Source organism: uncultured Bacteroides sp., from assembly GCF_958445495.1.
Lineage (GTDB): Bacteria > Bacteroidota > Bacteroidia > Bacteroidales > Bacteroidaceae > Bacteroides.
Genome location: NZ_CAUCSQ010000001.1, coordinates 31416 through 48393, shown reverse-complemented (window position 1 = coordinate 48393; position 16978 = coordinate 31416). Strand labels below are relative to the sequence as shown.

The following is a 16978-nucleotide window of genomic DNA, read 5'->3' as shown; positions in this document are numbered from 1 at the left end:
AATTATTGCGTACATTTGCAGTTCCAAGTGTAAAAAGTAAATAGTAATTAAGTAATTTGTAGTTAAAATTATGCCAACCATATCCATTCGCGGAACTGAGATGCCCGCATCTCCTATCAGAAAACTGGCTCCTTTGGCAGATGCCGCCAAACAACGGGGAATCCATGTGTTTCACCTGAATATCGGACAGCCTGACCTGCCCACCCCTCAGGCCGCGATTGACGCGATACGCAATATTGACCGTAAGGTGCTGGAATACAGTCCCAGTGCCGGTTACCGAAGCTATCGCGAGAAATTAGTCGGGTATTATGCCAAGTTCAATATCCATCTTACGGCAGATGATATAATCATCACTTCCGGAGGTTCGGAAGCCGTGCTTTTCTCTTTTCTTTCCTGCCTGAATCCCGGAGATGAAATCATCGTTCCGGAGCCGGCTTATGCCAACTATATGGCGTTTGCCATTTCCGCCGGAGCGAAAATCCGTACGATTGCTACCACTATCGAAGAGGGGTTCTCGCTTCCGAAGGTGGAGAAATTCGAAGAATTGATTAACGAGCGTACCAAGGCGATTCTGATTTGCAACCCGAATAATCCGACGGGCTATCTGTACACCCGTCGTGAAATGAACCAGATTCGCGACCTGGTAAAGAAATATGATTTGTTCCTGTTCTCCGACGAGGTGTACCGTGAATTTATTTATACCGGTTCCCCTTACATATCCGCCTGCCATCTGGAAGGCATTGAGAATAATGTCGTGTTGATTGATTCCGTGTCCAAGCGGTATTCGGAATGCGGAATCCGTATCGGCGCGCTGATTACCAAGAACAAAGAGATACGCGATGCCGTCATGAAGTTCTGCCAGGCCCGCCTGAGTCCTCCCCTGATAGGCCAGATTGCGGCGGAGGCTTCACTGGCTGCTCCGGAAGAATATTCGCGGGAGACGTATGACGAGTATGTGGAACGCCGTAAATGCCTGATTGACGGCCTGAACCGTATTCCGGGAGTTTATTCGCCCATCCCGATGGGCGCTTTCTACACGGTGGCGAAACTTCCGGTGGATGATTCCGACAAGTTCTGCGCCTGGTGTCTTTCCGACTTCGAGTATGAAGGGCAAACGGTGTTTATGGCTCCGGCTTCCGGTTTTTATACGACTCCGGGTTCCGGTATCAATGAGGTGCGTATTGCCTACGTGTTGAAGAAAGAGGATTTGACCCGTGCGCTTTTTGTCTTGCAGAAAGCGTTGGAGGCATATCCGGGAAGAACGGAATAAGATTAAATAAGCAGCGGTTTGTCTTTGTCACTTTTCATAGCCCGGCGTATCTATCGTGAGAGCGATGGCGGAAAGCAGGTCTCGCGGCCTGCAGTCCTCATTGCCATGACGGGTATTGCCCTCGGGCTGGCGGTCATGATTATTGCGGTAGCGGTGGTTATCGGTTTTAAAAGTGAGGTACGGAATAAAGTCATAGGGTTCGGCTCGCATATCCAGATTACGAATCTGGATGCGGTCAATTCTTACGAGACACATCCGGTTGTTGCGGACGACAGCCTGGTTGCCGCCCTTTCCGGCTATCCTGAAGTGAGCCACGTGCAGCGTTATTCCACCAAGCCGGGGATGATAAAGACCGACGACGCTTTCCAGGGAATGGTGCTGAAAGGTGTCGGGCCTGAGTTTGACCCCCGTTTTATGAAAGAGTATCTGGTGGAAGGGGAGATTCCCGTTTTCAGCGATTCGGTCTCTTCCAACCGGGTTCTTATTTCCGAGGCGCTGGCTACTAAGATGAAATTGAAACTGGGAGATAAGATATATACTTATTATATCCAGGATGATATTCGCGCCCGCCGTCTGACAATTGCGGGAATTTACCGGACCGATTTCTCGGAATACGATAATCTTTTTTTATTGACCGACCTTTGCCTGGTGAACCGCCTGAACGGCTGGCAGCCGGAGCAGGTGAGCGGAGTGGAATTGCAGGTCCGTGACTATGACCGGCTGGAAGATGCGACGTATCGGATTGCCGCCGATACGGATAACCGGAAAGACAAATGGGGCGGTGTGTATTATGTGCGGAATATAGAACAACTGAATCCGCAGATATTTGCATGGCTTGATTTACTGGATTTGAATGTGTGGGTGATTCTGTTCCTGATGATAGGGGTTGCCGGATTCACGATGATTTCCGGGCTGCTGATTATTATCATCGAACGTACCAATATGATTGGTATCCTGAAAGCCTTGGGAGCCGATAACTTTACGATTCGTAAGACTTTCCTCTGGTTTGCCGTATTCCTGATTGGCAAAGGAATGCTTTGGGGAAATGTCATCGGAGTGGCGTTTTGCATTCTTCAGTCCCAGTTCGGGATTTTCAAGCTTGATCCGGTGACTTATTATGTGGATACGGTTCCCGTTTCTTTTAATATGCTGTTTTTTCTTCTGATAAATATCGGTACGCTGCTTGCCTCTGTCCTGATGCTTGTCGGCCCTTCTTTTCTGATTACCAAAATTAATCCGGCAAGTTCCATGCGGTACGAGTAGCTCCCCCCTTTCCTGCCGGCAGGGGGCGCGGAACCGTCATCTTCTCATGAAATCGCTTTTACCCCGGAAAAGGCGGCATAACTTGAAGTTAAGCGATTGCAGCGGTTGGAGGATATCGAATACGGGCAGTGAGAAATAATACTTCCTGCCTCCTCCCATTTCCTGGGCCGTGCGATTGACAACAACGGCTTGTGCGGCGTAGCGGAGCAGCCAGGCAGATAAGGAGAGTCCGGCAACCGGCCAGTGGAGGTTGAGAATGCCCAGGCACAGTCCGGTAATGCAGGCAACGTAAAACAACAGCCGTGAAAATGTCTCGAAACCTGCCAGGTAACGTTGGATGCCGCGATAAAACCGGGCTGTAACCATATAACTGATTTTTTCCTCTTTCCAGTCTTTATAGCGGTAGACGGGCTGTATGCGCATTGTAGCGTTGAAGTCTGTCTCTACCCGTGTGTTTGTCCGGGTTGCCAGTTGATTGACGAACAGGTCGTCTTCCCCGCGTTGCAGGTTCAGGTGGCTGGAATATCCTTTTTGTTTGAAAAACAGTTCTTTCCGGTAAGCCATGTTGCGTCCGACGCCCATATACGGTTTTCCGGCCAAAGCGAATCCCAGATAACGCAATGACTGGAATAGGGTGTCGAATGCGACACGTTTATGCAGCCAGCCTTTGGTGCGGTCATATCCGCTGTATCCCAGTACAATCTGGGTTTGAGGAGTGAAGTTGCGTGCCATAAGCCTCAACCATTGATTGCCGGCAGGCATGCAGTTCGTTTCCGTGAACACGAGCCAGTCATGCTTGCTGGCTTTGATTCCCAATGTCAGTGCAAGCTTTTTATGGCTGATGTAGCGTGCGCTGTCCGGTGTGAAACTATGATAGAGGTGAGGATATTTCTCTTCCATACGTCCCAGCACATCTTCCGTTTCATCTGTGGAGGCGTCATTTATGACGATGACCTCAAATTCCGGATAGTCCTGTTCCAGGATAGCCGGCAGGAACTTGCGCAGGTTGTCGGCTTCATTGCGCGCGCAGATGATTACCGAAAGAGGAGGCAGCTCTTGTGAAAAACGGATTTCTTCCTTGCGTGCCGCTTTGTTATGTACGTGTATCCGGTTGTATAACCCGAAATAGTAAATGAGCTGAATGATAAGAAGAATGCCTGCCGCCGATAAAAGAACCAGCTCGGCAGTATTGAATGTAAATGCTTCCATTGAATTAAAGTGTCGTTTTTACGCCTGCAAAAGTACGCATTTTTTCGATAGCTCCTTTATCCGGAAGGAAGGTTATTTCGTGAATCGAGATATTCTTTTTTGAACATGTCTACAAAAAGAAAGAATAACGAAAGCAGCAGCGGGCCGAAGATGATGCCCATAAATCCGAATATCGGCAGGCCGATGACAACTCCGAAAATGGTGATGAGCGGATGCGTGTCCGCCATTTTCTTTTGCAGGATGAAACGAATCAGGTTGTCGGACTGCGAGACGACGATGGAACCGTAGGCGAAAAGCCCGATAGCGTTGAACCAGTCTCCGGTGATGGCGAGGTAAGCGGCCGTCGGGAACCATACCAACGCCGTGCCCACCATCGGGATGATGGTGGCGAAGCAGGTGAGGAATCCCAGCAACAGGATGTTGGGAGCTCCGAAGATGAGGTAGCCTATCGTGGCGACCCCTCCTTGGATGATAGCCAGTAGAGGAATGCCGATGGCGTTGGAACGTACAATCATGTTAATCTCATGGATTACCTCCTGTGTGTTTGTTTCGTTGAACGGAAGGATATCGTTGACATACGCTTCCATCTTTTTTCCTCCTATCAGCATAAAATAGAGTACGAACACCATGACGAACAGGTTGACCGCGAGGCTGCTGACACTTTCCATGATAATCTGCCCGATACGCGGGAGAATGGAAACGATGAATGAAAGCGTATCCTTGCCCAATACGTCATAACCCGTCTTTTCCTTGATGAATCCCGCCACTTGCTGGATAGGTTCGATAATGGTCTGCGGGGCCAGATTGATATCCTGAAGTTTGTTTACCGCTAGCCAGACGGTCAGTCCGAGAGGAACGAGAAATACCATGACGGTTTCTGCGATGATGAACAGCGCGGCGATGCTGCGTTTCATTTGCCGTTTTTCCGTCAGGTGGCTCATCTGCGTACGCACAAGTATATATATGGTAAGCGCTCCCAGCAATCCTCCCAAGAAAGGGGTTATTTGGCGGAAGATGATGACTCCCATGAAAAGGATGATGACAATGAGGGAATATTTCCAGTATTTCTCTTTAGCGTTCATATTGTGTACGAATTCGTTTTTATGGTATAAACACGGAAAGGATTCAAAAGGTTTGTTTTTTATGCGATACGGCGGCGGGAAAATCGTTTGGGTCTGGCTTGAGGGGGAGATTGACCGGGATATAAGTTAATGCCGGAAGAATTTATGTTAAATGTTAACGAACTTGCCGTTTCTATTAAACCATGTTATAAGATACCCCGTTTTGCCCGATAAATTTGGAATGTTGTCCAAAGTCCGTATCTTTGCAATGTGTTTTTCATAGTATTAGATTTAAGGTTAACAAAAAAGATTGGCTGTCTGGGATAGATAGCCTTTTTTTATGCCGCTTTCCGAAAGATTCTCATCGCTCCGGTTCCGTGTTTGGTCTACAAAAGAGTTCTGTTCGTCTCATTAAAGAAACAGGTGATGTCCTGTCCCTTATCTTCGTGGTGAAATCAAAAAATGAAATAAAGCCATGAAGATGAGTAGAACCGGGTTATCGGAAAGAATATTCCGAAAAATGTATTGTTGTAGCGGACGGATGTTGATGTCGGCGGTCTTGTTCGTATCCGTCACCGCCTGGGGGCAGGTGGCGACGGAAAAAGGGCGTCCGGCACAGACTGTACGCGGAGTTGTCATAGACGGAAGTTCGGGAGCCCCGATATCGTATGCCACGGTCAGGCTGTCCGGTGGCGGGATGGGAACGGTAACGGATAGCCTTGGGTGTTTCGGCATATCGCAAGTCCCTGTCGGCCGTTATACGGTGGAAGCTGCCTTTATGGGATACGAGCCGGGCATTTTCAGGGAAGTGCTCGTGACATCCGCCAAGGAGGTGTATCTGGAGATTCCTTTGAAAGAAAGCGTGAACGAGTTGAATGAAGTCGTTATCCGTGCCGGAACGAACAAAGAAGAGGCGATGAATAAGATGGCTACTGTCGGGGCCCGTATGCTGAGTGTGGAAGAGGCGAGCCGTTATGCGGGAGGGTTTGACGACCCGGCACGTTTGGTGTCGTCTTTTGCCGGAGTGGCTCCGGGCGTTTCTTCCAACGGGATTTCCATTCACGGCAATGCCCCTCATCTGTTGCAATGGCGGCTGGAAGACGTAGAGATTCCGAATCCGAACCATTTTGCGGACATCGCTACGTTGGGCGGAGGAATCCTTTCCTCTCTCAGTTCCCAAGTACTTGGAAATTCGGACTTTTTTACCGGGGCGTTTCCGGCAGAATACGGGAATGCCATATCGGGAGTGTTTGACATGAAGTTGCGTAACGGGAATAACCGGAAGAACGAAAACACTTTTCAAGTGGGGATTATGGGGATAGATATCGCTTCCGAAGGACCTTTGAGCAAAAAACACCGGGCCTCTTATCTTTTCAATTACCGGTATTCCACGACCGGGCTTCTGAACCTGAAAGGGGGAAAGATGGATTATCAGGATTTAAATTTCAAGCTGAACTTCCCGACACGGAAAGCCGGCACGTTTTCTGTCTGGGGGACGAGCCTGATTGATAAGTTTGCCAATGATTTTGAAAAGAACGTGGAAAAGTGGAAGTACTGGAGTGACCGCAGCGAATCGAAAGACAAGCAGTATATGGCTGCCGGAGGCGTCAGCCACCGTTATTTCTTTACGAATGAGGCATCTTTGAAAACAACGGTTGCCGCCACCTATTCACAGCTCGACGGAGAGGCCGCCCTGTTCGACGGCTCCATGAAGAGCACTCCTTATATGGACATCGGTTCCCGATATGCCAACCTGATACTCTCTACCGTTTTCAACCGTAAATTCAGTAGCCGGTTCACCAATAAGACAGGACTTACCTATGTCAATATGTTCTATCGGATGAATTTTGCCGTCGCCCCTTATGAAGCCGGGCTGTTGGAAACCATATCTCTGGGAAAAGGCAATACGAGCCTGGTCTCAGCCTATAATAGCTCTTCGGTAGGATTGGCGGAACACTGGACTCTTAATGCCGGAATCTATGGGCAGTTTCTCACTTTGAACAATAAATGGTCCATAGAACCGCGTATCGGGTTGAAATGGCAAGTAAGTCCGAAAACAACCCTTGCCTTAGCCTATGGGATATACAGCCGCATGGAAAAGACGGATGTGTACTTTGTCAAAGCAAAAGAGGCGGATGGCGGATTAGTCAATAAAGACCTCGGTTTTACGAAGGCGCAACACATTATGTTGTCGTTCGGCTATAAAATTTCCGACCGTATGAATCTGAAAATAGAGCCTTATGTCCAGTTGTTGCACGATGTCCCCGTGATAGCGGACAGCTCTTACTCCGTGCTCAACCGTTCCGGTTTCTATGTGGAAGATGCGTTGGTAAATAAAGGAAGAGGCCGCAATGTGGGAGTAGACATTACCTTCGAGCGTTTTTTGGAGAAAGGATTTTATTTCCTGGTTTCGGGTTCTTGGTTCGATTCCCGTTATCGGGGCGGGGACGGCGTATGGCGCAACACGAAATTCAATCGTAATTATGTGATAAACGGGCTTGCCGGTAAAGAGTGGATGCTGGGAAGAAACAGGCAGAACATCTTCAGCGTGAACCTGAAACTGACCCTGCAGGGAGGTGACCGCTATTCTCCGGTTGACGTGGCGGCGACGATGAGCCATCCGGACAAGGAGGTGCAATACGATGAAACGAAAGCGTTTTCCAAACAATACTCTCCCATGCTGATTGGCAACTATACGGTCAGTTACCGCATCAACAAGAGAAACGTGTCGCATGAGTTTGCCGTGAAAGGGCTTAATTTCATGGGAGCCAAAGAACATTACGGGCATGAGTATAATGTGAGGACCGGAAAAATAGATGCCAGCTCCAATGCTACGATATTGACGAATGTAAGTTATAAACTTGAATTTTAAAGGCTTTATATAGAGGCCCGACCGGAAAAATGTTCTATCTTCGTCCCCGGAGATAAAACATTCCGGAAATAGTATATCCTGCCCAAGAAATAATATATCCTGATTATAAAGAAATCTTCCGATTGAACGTATGGTTACAGAAACAGTTGCAACGGGTAGCGAATCTACCCTCCTATATAGATTTCTTGTCAGTCCGGGATTCCGATGGATGCGGTATTCGACGCTTGTCCTGGCGTTGGGCGCTATCTCGTTCAATCAGGTTTTTATCATCTTCCTGGATTATAGGGAGCTGTTGGGAGGGTGGATTCATGCATTGGTCTTATTGCATTTATCCACTTATGCGGCGGTCATTTACCTGAATCTTTTCAGGCTGTTCCCGAAATACCTGTTGAAAGGACATTACCTGGTTTATTTGTCATTGCTTTCTGCCGCCATGCTCGCAGCCCTGTCGGTACAGATGGCGGCGGAATGCACGGTATATTCCTATGGGGCGGAGTGGCATGCGCACGGGCCTTGCTGGTCGGTGCAGACGGTGATGGACTACATCTCTTCATTTATGTTGTCGCTGCTTTGCATGATAGGAGTCACGATGACCGTTCTTTTGAAAGAGTGGATGGTCAACAACCGGCGTGTCGCGCAAATGGAGAAAATGCATGTCGCATCCGAAGTTGAACGGTTGAAAGAGCAGATTAGCCCTGAACTTCTTTTCAATACGTTGCATTATTCGGGAGAACTGGCGTTGGACGAACCGGAGAAAGCCTCGAAAATATTGATGGAATTGAGCCAGCTTCTCCGTTATCAGTTATATGACTGTAACAGGGCGAAAGTTTTGCTCGGCAGTGAAATAACCTTCCTTGACAATTATCTGGCATTGGAAAAAATCAGCCGGCCGCAGTTCTCCTACGAATTTGTTTCCGAAGGGGAAGTGAGCAGGATACTGGTTCCGCCTTTGCTGTTTATTCCTTTTGTACAGCACGTGATAAAGGCGGTAAATAGGCGGCGGATACAAAGCCCTGTTTCATTGGACGTTCGTTTGAAAGCGGAACAGGAGGCGATTGTATTTAGCTGCACCTGTCCGGAGGCGGGCTTTCCGACGAATGAAGGCCTGGAGAGAATCCTGCAAAGACTGGACATATTGTATGGCAACCGTTACGTATTGTCGTTGACCGTGCATAGCATATGGTTAAGGCTGGAAGGAGGTGGGTCGTGAATAAAGATGCGGGAGGTGGCAACGGATTCGGCAAAATGGCGGACGGCCGGAATATGGATAATAAAAAGGCCACCGTATTTCTATTGAGTCCCGATTATCGGATATACAGGCATCTGCTGTTGCAGTCTGTCGTTGTCCTGATTACGGTCAATGTCCTTTGGTACGAACCTTTACAGGCCGTCTCCTTCTGGAAGCGGCTGGGAGGATGCCTGGTCTATTTTCTTTCTATCAATGCGGTGATATATGCCAACCTGTATCTGCTGGTTCCCCGTTTTCTGTTGAAAAACCGTTTGGGAAGTTATGTGACGGCAGCCGCCGTTATGAATCTGGCGGTTATCGTTTTTCTTTCGGTTGTCCAGGGATTGCTTTTTGACGTGATTCTGCCTTTGAAGAATCCCGATAGTTTCGCTGTCTTTATCAACATCTTTTCCGGGATGCTGACTATCGGGTTTGTTACGGCAGGTTCGGCGGCTATCTTGTTGTTCACTCACTGGTTGCGGCATAACCGGCGTATCGATGAATTGAAATCGACTACCTTGCAGTCGGAGTTGAAATTCCTTAAAAGTCAGATAAACCCGCATTTCCTGTTTAATATGCTGAATAATGCCAATGTCTTGATAAAAAGAAGTCCGGAGGAGGCGGCACGGGTTCTTTTTAAACTGGAAGATTTGCTGCGTTACCAGATTAACGGCAGTTCGCATGAAGAAGTTCCGTTGGCTTCGGATATTCGTTTTTTGAATGATTATCTGAATCTGGAGAAGATACGTCGCGATAACTTCCGGTTCATGATGAAAAAGGAAGGGGAAACGGAAGAGATTCGGATTCCGCCGTTGCTGTTCATCCCTTTTGTGGAGAATGCGGTAAAACACAGTTTTGACAGCGAACATCCTTCGTACGTACGTCTTTCCTTTAAGGTAGATGATGGAAAGCTGGAGTTTCGTTGCGAGAACTCCGTTCCGGAAACCCCTGCCGGCAGAACGGCGGTCGGCGGGATAGGGCTCGCCAATATCCGGCGTAGGTTGGGTTTGCTGTATCCCGGCAGGTATGAGCTGGAAAAGATAGAGGCGGAAGGTAAATATACAGTCATTTTAAACATAACGTTATGAATTGCATCATTGTGGATGATGAGCCGTTGGCGCGTGAGGCCATGAGGCTGTTGGTTGAGGAATCGGACAGTCTCCGGTTGGCGGGAAGTTTCAATAGCGCATCCGCTGCTTCCGGGTTTATGGAACAGCATGTGACCGATTTGGTATTTCTGGACATTCAGATGCCCGGTATTACGGGAATCGAGTTTGCGCGTACCATTCCAAAACGGACATTGGTTATTTTCACAACCGCTTATACGGAGTATGCACTGGACAGCTATGAAGTGGATGCAATGGATTATTTGATTAAACCGGTTGAAGCGGGACGTTTTCGGAAGGCGGTGGATAAGGCGGCAGCCTACCATTCCCTGCTGTTGAAGGAAGAGAAAGAGGCCATCGAAGGTGTCGTTGCCGCTGAATATTTTTTTGTAAAGGCGGAACGCCGGTATTTCAAAGTCAACTTTCTCGACATCCTCTTTATCGAAGGATTGAAAGATTACGTTATCATTCAATTGGACGGCCGGCGCATTATCACCCGTATGAGCCTGAAAGCCATATCCGGCCTGTTGCCCGAACAGCTTTTCTTGCGGGTGGGCAAATCCTATATTATCAATACCCGGCATATCGATTCTTTCGACAATAACGATATATTCATCAAATCGCATGAAATAGCTATCGGCAACAGTTACCGGGATGATTTCTTTGAAGGATTCGTAATGAAACAGCAAAAATGAGTTTTTACCGTATTCCGGTTCGCGCTCTCGCCATCGTTTGATTCTATCACCTTTCCAATGCCTCTTTTTCTTTTTTCGGCAGAGAAGAAACCACAATATCGTAAGACCGTTTTACAAGCTCTTTAATTGTTCGGTCCGGTACGTCCTGATGGAAGTAAACACTAATCCAATGTTTTTTATTCATGTGGTAGCCGGGTTTTATCCCTTCATACCGTTCCTGCAATTCTTCGATTTGTCCTGTATCGCATTTTATATTGCAAAAATCAAACGCATCTATATTCACAAAACAGAACCATTTGTCGAAGATGTAAAATACAAGTAAATTCCTGTCATATTCGGAAGCCGCCTTTTCAAATGGCATTTTATCGTGTACCCCCTTGAATGATAGGCAATATGTCCTGAAATCTTCTATATTCATAATTCCGGATTCAAATTTCGTATTCTATTTTCTGAATTGTTTTATCTGTCATACTGTCCGATATCGCAAATATACGAAAAAGTACCGCTTGCAACGAATGGCAAACGGTACTTTTTCGTATCGGGCGAATCCCTTTCTCATTTCTTTATTTTCATGTTTATTATCTGCTGTAACTGTTTGAAGTTTGCCAGAGCAACCTCATTGCCCAGTTTGGCGGCCTGTTCGAATGCGGCCATTGCACGCGGAATGTCTCCGTTCAGAAAATTGTAGACTCCGGTGTTGTTCATGAATTCGGCGGTTGTATGGTCCGCTTTCTCCATATATCCCAGCGACTTGTCCAACGCTTTCCGGGATAAGGCGACGGCTGCCGCGTTCAGGTTGGCTACCGGGTCGTTCGGATAAAGGCGCACCGCAATGTCGAATACGTTCACAAAATCATCGCTTCCTTTCGGGTAGCTGTTGGCTACCTGGTACATCTCGTCCAGGCTTAGATATTTCGGATTTTCCCGGATGATGATGCGTCCTTGTTCCACATTGAAACTGGCGACGGTATAGTCAATCCTGCAATTTACTTTGCGCAGTCCGGGATAAATTTCTTTAAGCAGGGTACGGTAAGGAGCTCCGCCGCCTACGTGCATGATTGCCTGTTTGCGTTTGGCGTCGTCGGCAGTATTCTCGATGATGTTCAGGAAAGTCTCTTTGTCTTTTATGGAGGAAGATTCCAACGCTTTCACCAGCCCGTCCCAGTTCTCGCCGCCGAAAGTGACTTTATAAAGCCCGGAAGGTATCTTTTCATTTTTAGCCAGGTAATCTTTCAGGGCTTCCGCACGTTTTTGGGAAAGTTGCCTGTTAAAGGCCGACGGCCCTTCGGGAGAGGCGAAACCTTCGATTCCGACGCCTTTAATCGTCAGGTTCTTGTCATTCTGAATCTTGGCGAACATGGAATGGATATTCGCCAGTTCGGTATGGTTATTCATAAAACCGGTGAGAATCGCAGACTTGTTGACCGGAAAATCGAGATGCGCTTCATATTGTTCGCTCCGGTTTTTCACGACTTCCACTGTGGGCCGGATGTAAGCGACGAAAGGCGACATGGCGCTTAACCGTTTTGCTTCGGTCGATACGTCATTGGCAATGAGTTCCCTGGCATTCATCTCCTGGTAATTACCGCATCCGCACAGGTGTTCCACGAGTTGAAGGGAGGCGTTTGCCATCCAGGGCTTGTAGGGAATCACCTGGGTGTAGTTGAAAGTCTCCCGTTTGTCGTAAGGGACGATGATGGCATCCGGTTGTTGCTTGGTTATGGCCAGTCCGCGTATGTATGCCTTTTCCCGTCTTTTCCCGTTGACGATGATTTCCTGCAAAGGGACGTTATGCTGCCCGTCTGTCAATAGGGGAATGAGGCTCAGGCTTCGTGCCGGGCCCACTGTAAGTTTGCTCATGTCGAAAGTCATTCCGATGTACAGTGACTTGCCTTGTTGCCATAACGATACGTTGGAAAGGGTAAGCGCGTCGTTCAGGAACTTTTGTGCATTTGCCGGCAGTATCACAGCGGCGAAGGATATGAACAGGTAAATAAGTTTTCTTTTCATCTTTGCAAGTTTTAGGAGGTCTGTTATTTGATGATGTAGATAAAGTTGAGTCCGATTCTGGTCGGGCCGAAGTAATTGCGGCTGTCATGTTTCAACTTCCCGCCACCGTCGCTTCGGGCGGCATATTTATCGTATTTCAGACGGGCGTATCCGACACCAATCGTAGCTTCCATGCTCCACCGGTTGCTTATCAGCCATTGGTAACCGTAAGAGATGCCGGCTCCGTAAAAGTTCCCGTCGTAACGGTCGTGTCCCAGTCCGAGGAAACTCAGGTTGCTGACATTCATTTCACCGTAATGCCCGTGCAGGCCGATAAAACTTCCGTTGAACCGTTCGCAGAGCCAATAGCGCAGTTCCGGTTGGACAAGCCAGTGTTTAAGCCGTCGGTCGTCTCCGAATTTCCACGGATTGTAATTGCCGGATATGTCAAGGGTGAGTTTCTTTGCCAATCCCGCTTCGAAACCGAGGTTGGGGGTGGTGGTAGCCCAGTAAAGGGCATTGGTCTTGACGGCAAATCGGGGTAGGTAGGTTTCGTTTCGCTGTATCTGGGCATGAATGCCTGTGCCGAGTGCGAGCAGGAAACCGGCTGCCAGTAAAAATTTAATTGTTCTCATTCTGTCAGGGTCTAGGTTTTATTAAAAAATGATGAGTGCTAAACAAATGAACGGGCGGAATTGTTGGCGTGGCCGGGAAAAAGATGCTGGTCGGGCGATGCGGTTCATTATTGCCGGTTTTCTGTTGCCGTTGCCCGCCGGGAGCGGAAAAAGCGCCTTGATAAAGCTTTCCCCCGTTTATCTCCTATACTTGCGGAAAGGTCCGCGTTCCGGCCATGAAAGGGCGGGGAGAAGAGACAAACGGGGGAGGAAAGCCGGCATTGGGCCGGAAAGTGGCGGAAAGTCCGGGACTCTTGCCGGTTATTCTTTTATTTCCGGCACTGGCACGAATTTCGTTTCCGGAAAATATTTCTTCAGCCAGTTTTTCAGGAAATTCATGGTATCCTTCCGGATTGTGTCGTCTTCTGCAACCGGGTAAAGGTTATAAAGTACGGTGTCCAGTACGATACCCCTCCTTTGTATGGCTTCGAGGCTGAGCAGGGTGTGGTTGATGCTGCCCAATTTGCCGGAAGTGACGAACAGGAGCGGGTATCTCTCTTGTGCGATGTAGTCGATTGTCAGGAGTTCGTCGGTCAGAGGAACCATGAGCCCGCCGGCTCCTTCGATTAGGACGCGGTCATACCGGTCGCTCAGTATTTCGGCGGCTTGTTTGATTTTATGAAAATCAATGGGACGGTTGTCCAGCCGGGAAGCCAGATGCGGAGAGGCGGGATAAGAGAATATCTCCGGCATAGTCAGCCCTTCCCGGTCTTCTTCGGTGTAAGGGATTCCCATGATGCGCCGGTGAAGGTCTATGTCTTCGGAGTGGCCGGTGTTCCCTGTCTGGATGAACTTCTGGGTGATGGTACGTTTGCCGCTCCGGTTCCATTCGCGGGCCAGGAAGCCGGTAGCGTAACTTTTTCCGGCATCGGTATCGATGCCGCTTACAAAATACACATTCTGTTTCATACTTTTTTCTTTTTTGCAATGATATAAATGGGGTGATAAGTCAAAGGTACGGAAGCGCCTTGTGCGAATTCCTGCACGTAACGTTCGCAAAAATGCAGCAAATCCCGGCGGGTCCAGGCTTTCGATAAGCTGTTTACTCCCGTTTGTTTCAGATGATAAAGCACTTTCACCGGCCCTTCGAAAAAGAGCGGTATAAGTTCTTCTTCCGAATGCACGATGTCGAAGCGGGGCGAAAGGGCGGTTTCGAGTTCTTCCCGCGAACGGTAAGAGAGCCCTTGTCCGGTAAGTTCCCGTATTTCTTTCATATTGTCTTTTCCGAAAGTGCTGAAAGCGAGATAACCCTGGTCGCCGAGCAGCGTGCCGCACTTTCCGAAGAAATTTTCGGGCGACTCGAACCATTGCAAGGCCGAACAGGAGGTGATTAATGCGTTTTCTTCCGGAAAAGAAGCGGTTTCGGCATCTCCGGGAAGGAAAAACACCTGTTTTTCCATTAATAAGTCTTCGACGCAGAGTCTCATTTCCGGGCAAAGGTCGTTCAGGAACAACTCTCCGGGACGGAGGGCACGGAATAACATGCGTGAATAGGCGCCCGTGCCGCATCCGAATTCAATCACTCTGGGGCAAGGAGCGGAAAGATGTTTTTTGAGCAGGCGAATCATTTTGTCCGCTATCTGCCGTTGCACGTTTGCCTCGTGGGGATAGGTAGCGATAGCTTTTGAGAAACGTTTCGCTATGAGTCGTTTATCCATGACAGGGCGTTTATTTGATTTGCATGATTACGTCATTGAAAAGTTCTTTCCGGTAGTGGGCTGCTTCTACCTGCTCGATGACGCCGGCTTTGTCCTTCCATGCCAGCAGTTGGTTGTCCGGAAGAAAAATACGGTCTTCTTTTCCTATGATGGCTTTTTGCCATGTGAAATCCGGAAGAGGCGATGAAAAGTAGTGTTCCCGGATGGCGGAAAGCTCCTCTTTGAGTTCTCCGGCCGGGCGTTCGGGCGCCGTGGTCCGGAATTCCCGGTAGCCGGCTGCCGAACCGCACATTCTCCTTTGGAACTTCTGTAAAGTGTGTTCGTCCAGCCCTTGCAGGGTTCCTTCGAAAATTGCGGGCGGAATCCCTTTGGTTTCATGGATGGGGTAAAGAGTGCCGTTGACGGCAATACTTTGGCGGACAGGCAGGAAGGGATACCGGTTGATAATCTGCGAGGCGGCCCATACTCCCATCGACCATCCGGCCAGCGTGATATCGGAATACCCTTGTATCAGGGTAACGTCAAATTCCAAAGAACGGTAGTCGTAGCAAATCATCCAGTCGCAGGCGGCGGGTTGCAGTTGCAGGAAAGGTTTTTCGTCCATTCCCCAACCTGCAAAAAACAACAGCAGGTGCTTTCGGTTGTCTTTAATGATAAAATGTTGTTTCATCTCAGTCGATTGCTTTTATAAGTTCGTCGATTTCATTTTCTGTAATATCCGCCGTTAACGAGAAGCGGATGCGGGAAGTGCCTTCCGGCACGGTAGGCGGGCGTACGGGCAACGCATAGAATCCTTTGCGCTGCAGTTCTTCCGCTTTCCGTACCGCATTCCTGCTTGTCCCGGCAATCATGGGAACGATATGGCTGGCAGACGGACAGGCATATCCTTTGGCTATGAGGGCTTCTTTCAGTTTCAGGCTGATTTTTGCCAGATGATTCCGTTTGTCCCGGAAGGCGGGCAGGTTTTCCAATATCCATGAAGTCCATTGGATATTTATCGGGGGAAGGGCTGTCGTGAAGATGAATGTGCGCATTTTATTGACCAGATATTCTCTGACGGTTTGCGGGCATACGATATATGCGCCTGTCGACGCGCATGCTTTTCCGAAAGTTCCCACCAGGAAGTCGATGTCGTGGATGCAGCCTTGTTCTTCGGCACATCCCAGCCCTTTGTCTCCCCGTACTCCGAAAGCGTGGGCTTCGTCTACGTAAAGGAGAACGTCGGGATAATCCCGTTTCAACCGGACAAGCGCCCGAAGGTCGGCTTGGTCTCCGTCCATGCTGAAAATACTTTCGGTGACGATGATTGTTTTCTCGTACTTGCCGTGGTTTTCGTCCACTAACCGTCCGAGTTGCGACAGGTCGTTGTGGCGGTATCGGATGTATTTGGCAGACGACAGCCTGATTCCGTCTATCAGGCTTGCATGTACCAGTTTGTCTGCGAGAATCAGCGTCCGGTCGTTGCAGACTGCCGGGAGGATGCCTGTATTGGCGTGATAGCCGCTGTTGAAAATAAGGGCGCTTTCCGTTCCGAACATGTCAGCCAGTTGTCGTTCCGTTTTCCGGTAGACGGAAAAATTGCCGGTCAGCAGCCGGGAGGAAGAGGAGGAGGGCAAAAATGTTTCGGGGGTGATTGTTTTTAGGAATTCCTCTCTTAGATACAGGGAGCCCGCCAGACCGAGATAATCGTTGGAAGAGAGGTTCAGCATCCGCTGTCCGTGAAGGACTACCTCCCGTCCCTGATGGACGAGCGGAGGGAGCGAACGGTAATTCTCTTTTTCTTTCAGAACCAGGAGTTCTTGGTTTATAGGGTTTAATGTCATGAATTATGAATTTAAGCGATAAATGTTCAGTGTATGTCCGTTGAAAACGTAACTGTTTGTTTATTAAATGTTTATCATAATGATAAAACAGCCCGGAGTTTCTCACCGACGAAACTAGTGTTTCTCGGTG

The 16978-nt window shown here is 48.6% G+C and carries 15 protein-coding genes; 6 read left to right on the top strand and 9 right to left on the bottom strand.

Annotated features, from left to right (window positions below; genetic code table 11):
* Positions 1-70 precede the first annotated feature (70 nt).
* Positions 71-1270 carry a pyridoxal phosphate-dependent aminotransferase gene (locus Q5076_RS00205; protein WP_303010175.1) on the top strand — a complete coding sequence of 400 codons (1200 nt, stop codon included), beginning with the start codon at positions 71-73 and terminating at the stop codon, positions 1268-1270.
* Positions 1271-1288: 18 nt separating this feature from the next.
* Positions 1289-2533, top strand: a complete 1245-nt coding sequence (locus Q5076_RS00200) for an ABC transporter permease (RefSeq protein WP_303010174.1) — start codon at positions 1289-1291, stop codon at positions 2531-2533.
* 36 nt (positions 2534-2569) lie between these two features.
* On the opposite strand, the gene Q5076_RS00195 is transcribed toward Q5076_RS00200, so the two are convergent.
* Positions 2570-3742 (bottom strand): glycosyltransferase, encoded by a 1173-nt coding sequence (locus Q5076_RS00195; protein ID WP_303010172.1) that lies wholly within the window; start codon positions 3740-3742, stop codon positions 2570-2572.
* 56 nt (positions 3743-3798) lie between these two features.
* Positions 3799-4824: an AI-2E family transporter gene (locus Q5076_RS00190; protein WP_303010171.1), complete on the bottom strand. Its 1026-nt coding sequence runs from the start codon at positions 4822-4824 to the stop codon at positions 3799-3801.
* A 454-nt stretch (positions 4825-5278) separates the two neighbouring features.
* On the opposite strand from Q5076_RS00190, the gene Q5076_RS00185 reads away from it, so the two are divergent.
* The 4 genes from Q5076_RS00185 to Q5076_RS00170 all read left to right on the top strand — a co-directional run bounded on the left by Q5076_RS00185 (position 5279) and on the right by Q5076_RS00170 (position 10704).
* Positions 5279-7675 (top strand): carboxypeptidase-like regulatory domain-containing protein, encoded by a 2397-nt coding sequence (locus tag Q5076_RS00185; RefSeq protein WP_303010170.1) that lies wholly within the window; start codon positions 5279-5281, stop codon positions 7673-7675.
* Positions 7676-7805: 130 nt separating this feature from the next.
* A complete protein-coding gene (locus Q5076_RS00180) occupies positions 7806-8885 on the top strand; it encodes a sensor histidine kinase (protein ID WP_303010169.1) in 1080 nt (359 codons plus the stop codon).
* 35 nt (positions 8886-8920) lie between these two features.
* Complete coding sequence (locus tag Q5076_RS00175) at positions 8921-9991, top strand: sensor histidine kinase (RefSeq protein ID WP_303010354.1); 1071 nt, start codon at positions 8921-8923, stop codon at positions 9989-9991.
* A complete protein-coding gene (locus tag Q5076_RS00170) occupies positions 9988-10704 on the top strand; it encodes a LytTR family DNA-binding domain-containing protein (RefSeq protein ID WP_303010167.1) in 717 nt (238 codons plus the stop codon). Before Q5076_RS00175 ends, Q5076_RS00170 begins: the two co-directional genes overlap by 4 nt.
* 46 nt (positions 10705-10750) lie before the next feature.
* Here the strand turns inward: Q5076_RS00170 and Q5076_RS00165 are convergent, their stop codons facing one another.
* The 7 genes from Q5076_RS00165 to Q5076_RS00135 all read right to left on the bottom strand — a co-directional run bounded on the left by Q5076_RS00165 (position 10751) and on the right by Q5076_RS00135 (position 16848).
* Positions 10751-11122, bottom strand: coding sequence for an MmcQ/YjbR family DNA-binding protein (locus Q5076_RS00165; protein WP_303010166.1), 372 nt, complete (start codon positions 11120-11122; stop codon positions 10751-10753).
* 137 nt (positions 11123-11259) lie between these two features.
* The gene (locus Q5076_RS00160; RefSeq protein ID WP_303010164.1) at positions 11260-12714 is read right to left on the bottom strand and encodes a DUF3868 domain-containing protein; all 1455 of its coding nucleotides are present in this window, start codon (positions 12712-12714) and stop codon (positions 11260-11262) included.
* Between the two features lie 23 nt (positions 12715-12737).
* The gene (locus Q5076_RS00155; RefSeq protein ID WP_303010163.1) at positions 12738-13328 is read right to left on the bottom strand and encodes a DUF3575 domain-containing protein; all 591 of its coding nucleotides are present in this window, start codon (positions 13326-13328) and stop codon (positions 12738-12740) included.
* A gap of 300 nt (positions 13329-13628) precedes the next feature.
* Entirely contained in the window at positions 13629-14276 is a 648-nt protein-coding gene (gene bioD, locus Q5076_RS00150) for a dethiobiotin synthase (RefSeq protein WP_303010162.1), read from the bottom strand.
* The gene (gene bioC / locus Q5076_RS00145; protein ID WP_303010160.1) at positions 14273-15025 is read right to left on the bottom strand and encodes a malonyl-ACP O-methyltransferase BioC; all 753 of its coding nucleotides are present in this window, start codon (positions 15023-15025) and stop codon (positions 14273-14275) included. Before bioC ends, bioD begins: the two co-directional genes overlap by 4 nt.
* Before the next feature lie 10 nt (positions 15026-15035).
* Positions 15036-15695: a DUF452 family protein gene (locus tag Q5076_RS00140; RefSeq protein ID WP_303010159.1), complete on the bottom strand. Its 660-nt coding sequence runs from the start codon at positions 15693-15695 to the stop codon at positions 15036-15038.
* 1 nt (position 15696) lies between these two features.
* A complete protein-coding gene (locus Q5076_RS00135) occupies positions 15697-16848 on the bottom strand; it encodes an 8-amino-7-oxononanoate synthase (RefSeq protein ID WP_303010158.1) in 1152 nt (383 codons plus the stop codon).
* Positions 16849-16978: the final 130 nt, after the last annotated feature.

Coding starts and splice junctions, on each gene's coding strand:
- Q5076_RS00205 (WP_303010175.1), top strand. CDS start 71: ATGCCAACCATATCCATTCGCGGAACTGAGATGCCCGCATCTCCTATC.
- Q5076_RS00195 (WP_303010172.1), bottom strand. CDS start 3,742: ATGGAAGCATTTACATTCAATACTGCCGAGCTGGTTCTTTTATCGGCG.
- Q5076_RS00190 (WP_303010171.1), bottom strand. CDS start 4,824: ATGAACGCTAAAGAGAAATACTGGAAATATTCCCTCATTGTCATCATC.
- Q5076_RS00185 (WP_303010170.1), top strand. CDS start 5,279: ATGAAGATGAGTAGAACCGGGTTATCGGAAAGAATATTCCGAAAAATG.
- Q5076_RS00180 (WP_303010169.1), top strand. CDS start 7,806: ATGGTTACAGAAACAGTTGCAACGGGTAGCGAATCTACCCTCCTATAT.
- Q5076_RS00175 (WP_303010354.1), top strand. CDS start 8,921: ATGGCGGACGGCCGGAATATGGATAATAAAAAGGCCACCGTATTTCTA.
- Q5076_RS00170 (WP_303010167.1), top strand. CDS start 9,988: ATGAATTGCATCATTGTGGATGATGAGCCGTTGGCGCGTGAGGCCATG.
- Q5076_RS00165 (WP_303010166.1), bottom strand. CDS start 11,122: ATGAATATAGAAGATTTCAGGACATATTGCCTATCATTCAAGGGGGTA.
- Q5076_RS00160 (WP_303010164.1), bottom strand. CDS start 12,714: ATGAAAAGAAAACTTATTTACCTGTTCATATCCTTCGCCGCTGTGATA.
- Q5076_RS00155 (WP_303010163.1), bottom strand. CDS start 13,328: ATGAGAACAATTAAATTTTTACTGGCAGCCGGTTTCCTGCTCGCACTC.
- bioD (WP_303010162.1), bottom strand. CDS start 14,276: ATGAAACAGAATGTGTATTTTGTAAGCGGCATCGATACCGATGCCGGA.
- bioC (WP_303010160.1), bottom strand. CDS start 15,025: ATGGATAAACGACTCATAGCGAAACGTTTCTCAAAAGCTATCGCTACC.
- Q5076_RS00140 (WP_303010159.1), bottom strand. CDS start 15,695: ATGAAACAACATTTTATCATTAAAGACAACCGAAAGCACCTGCTGTTG.
- Q5076_RS00135 (WP_303010158.1), bottom strand. CDS start 16,848: ATGACATTAAACCCTATAAACCAAGAACTCCTGGTTCTGAAAGAAAAA.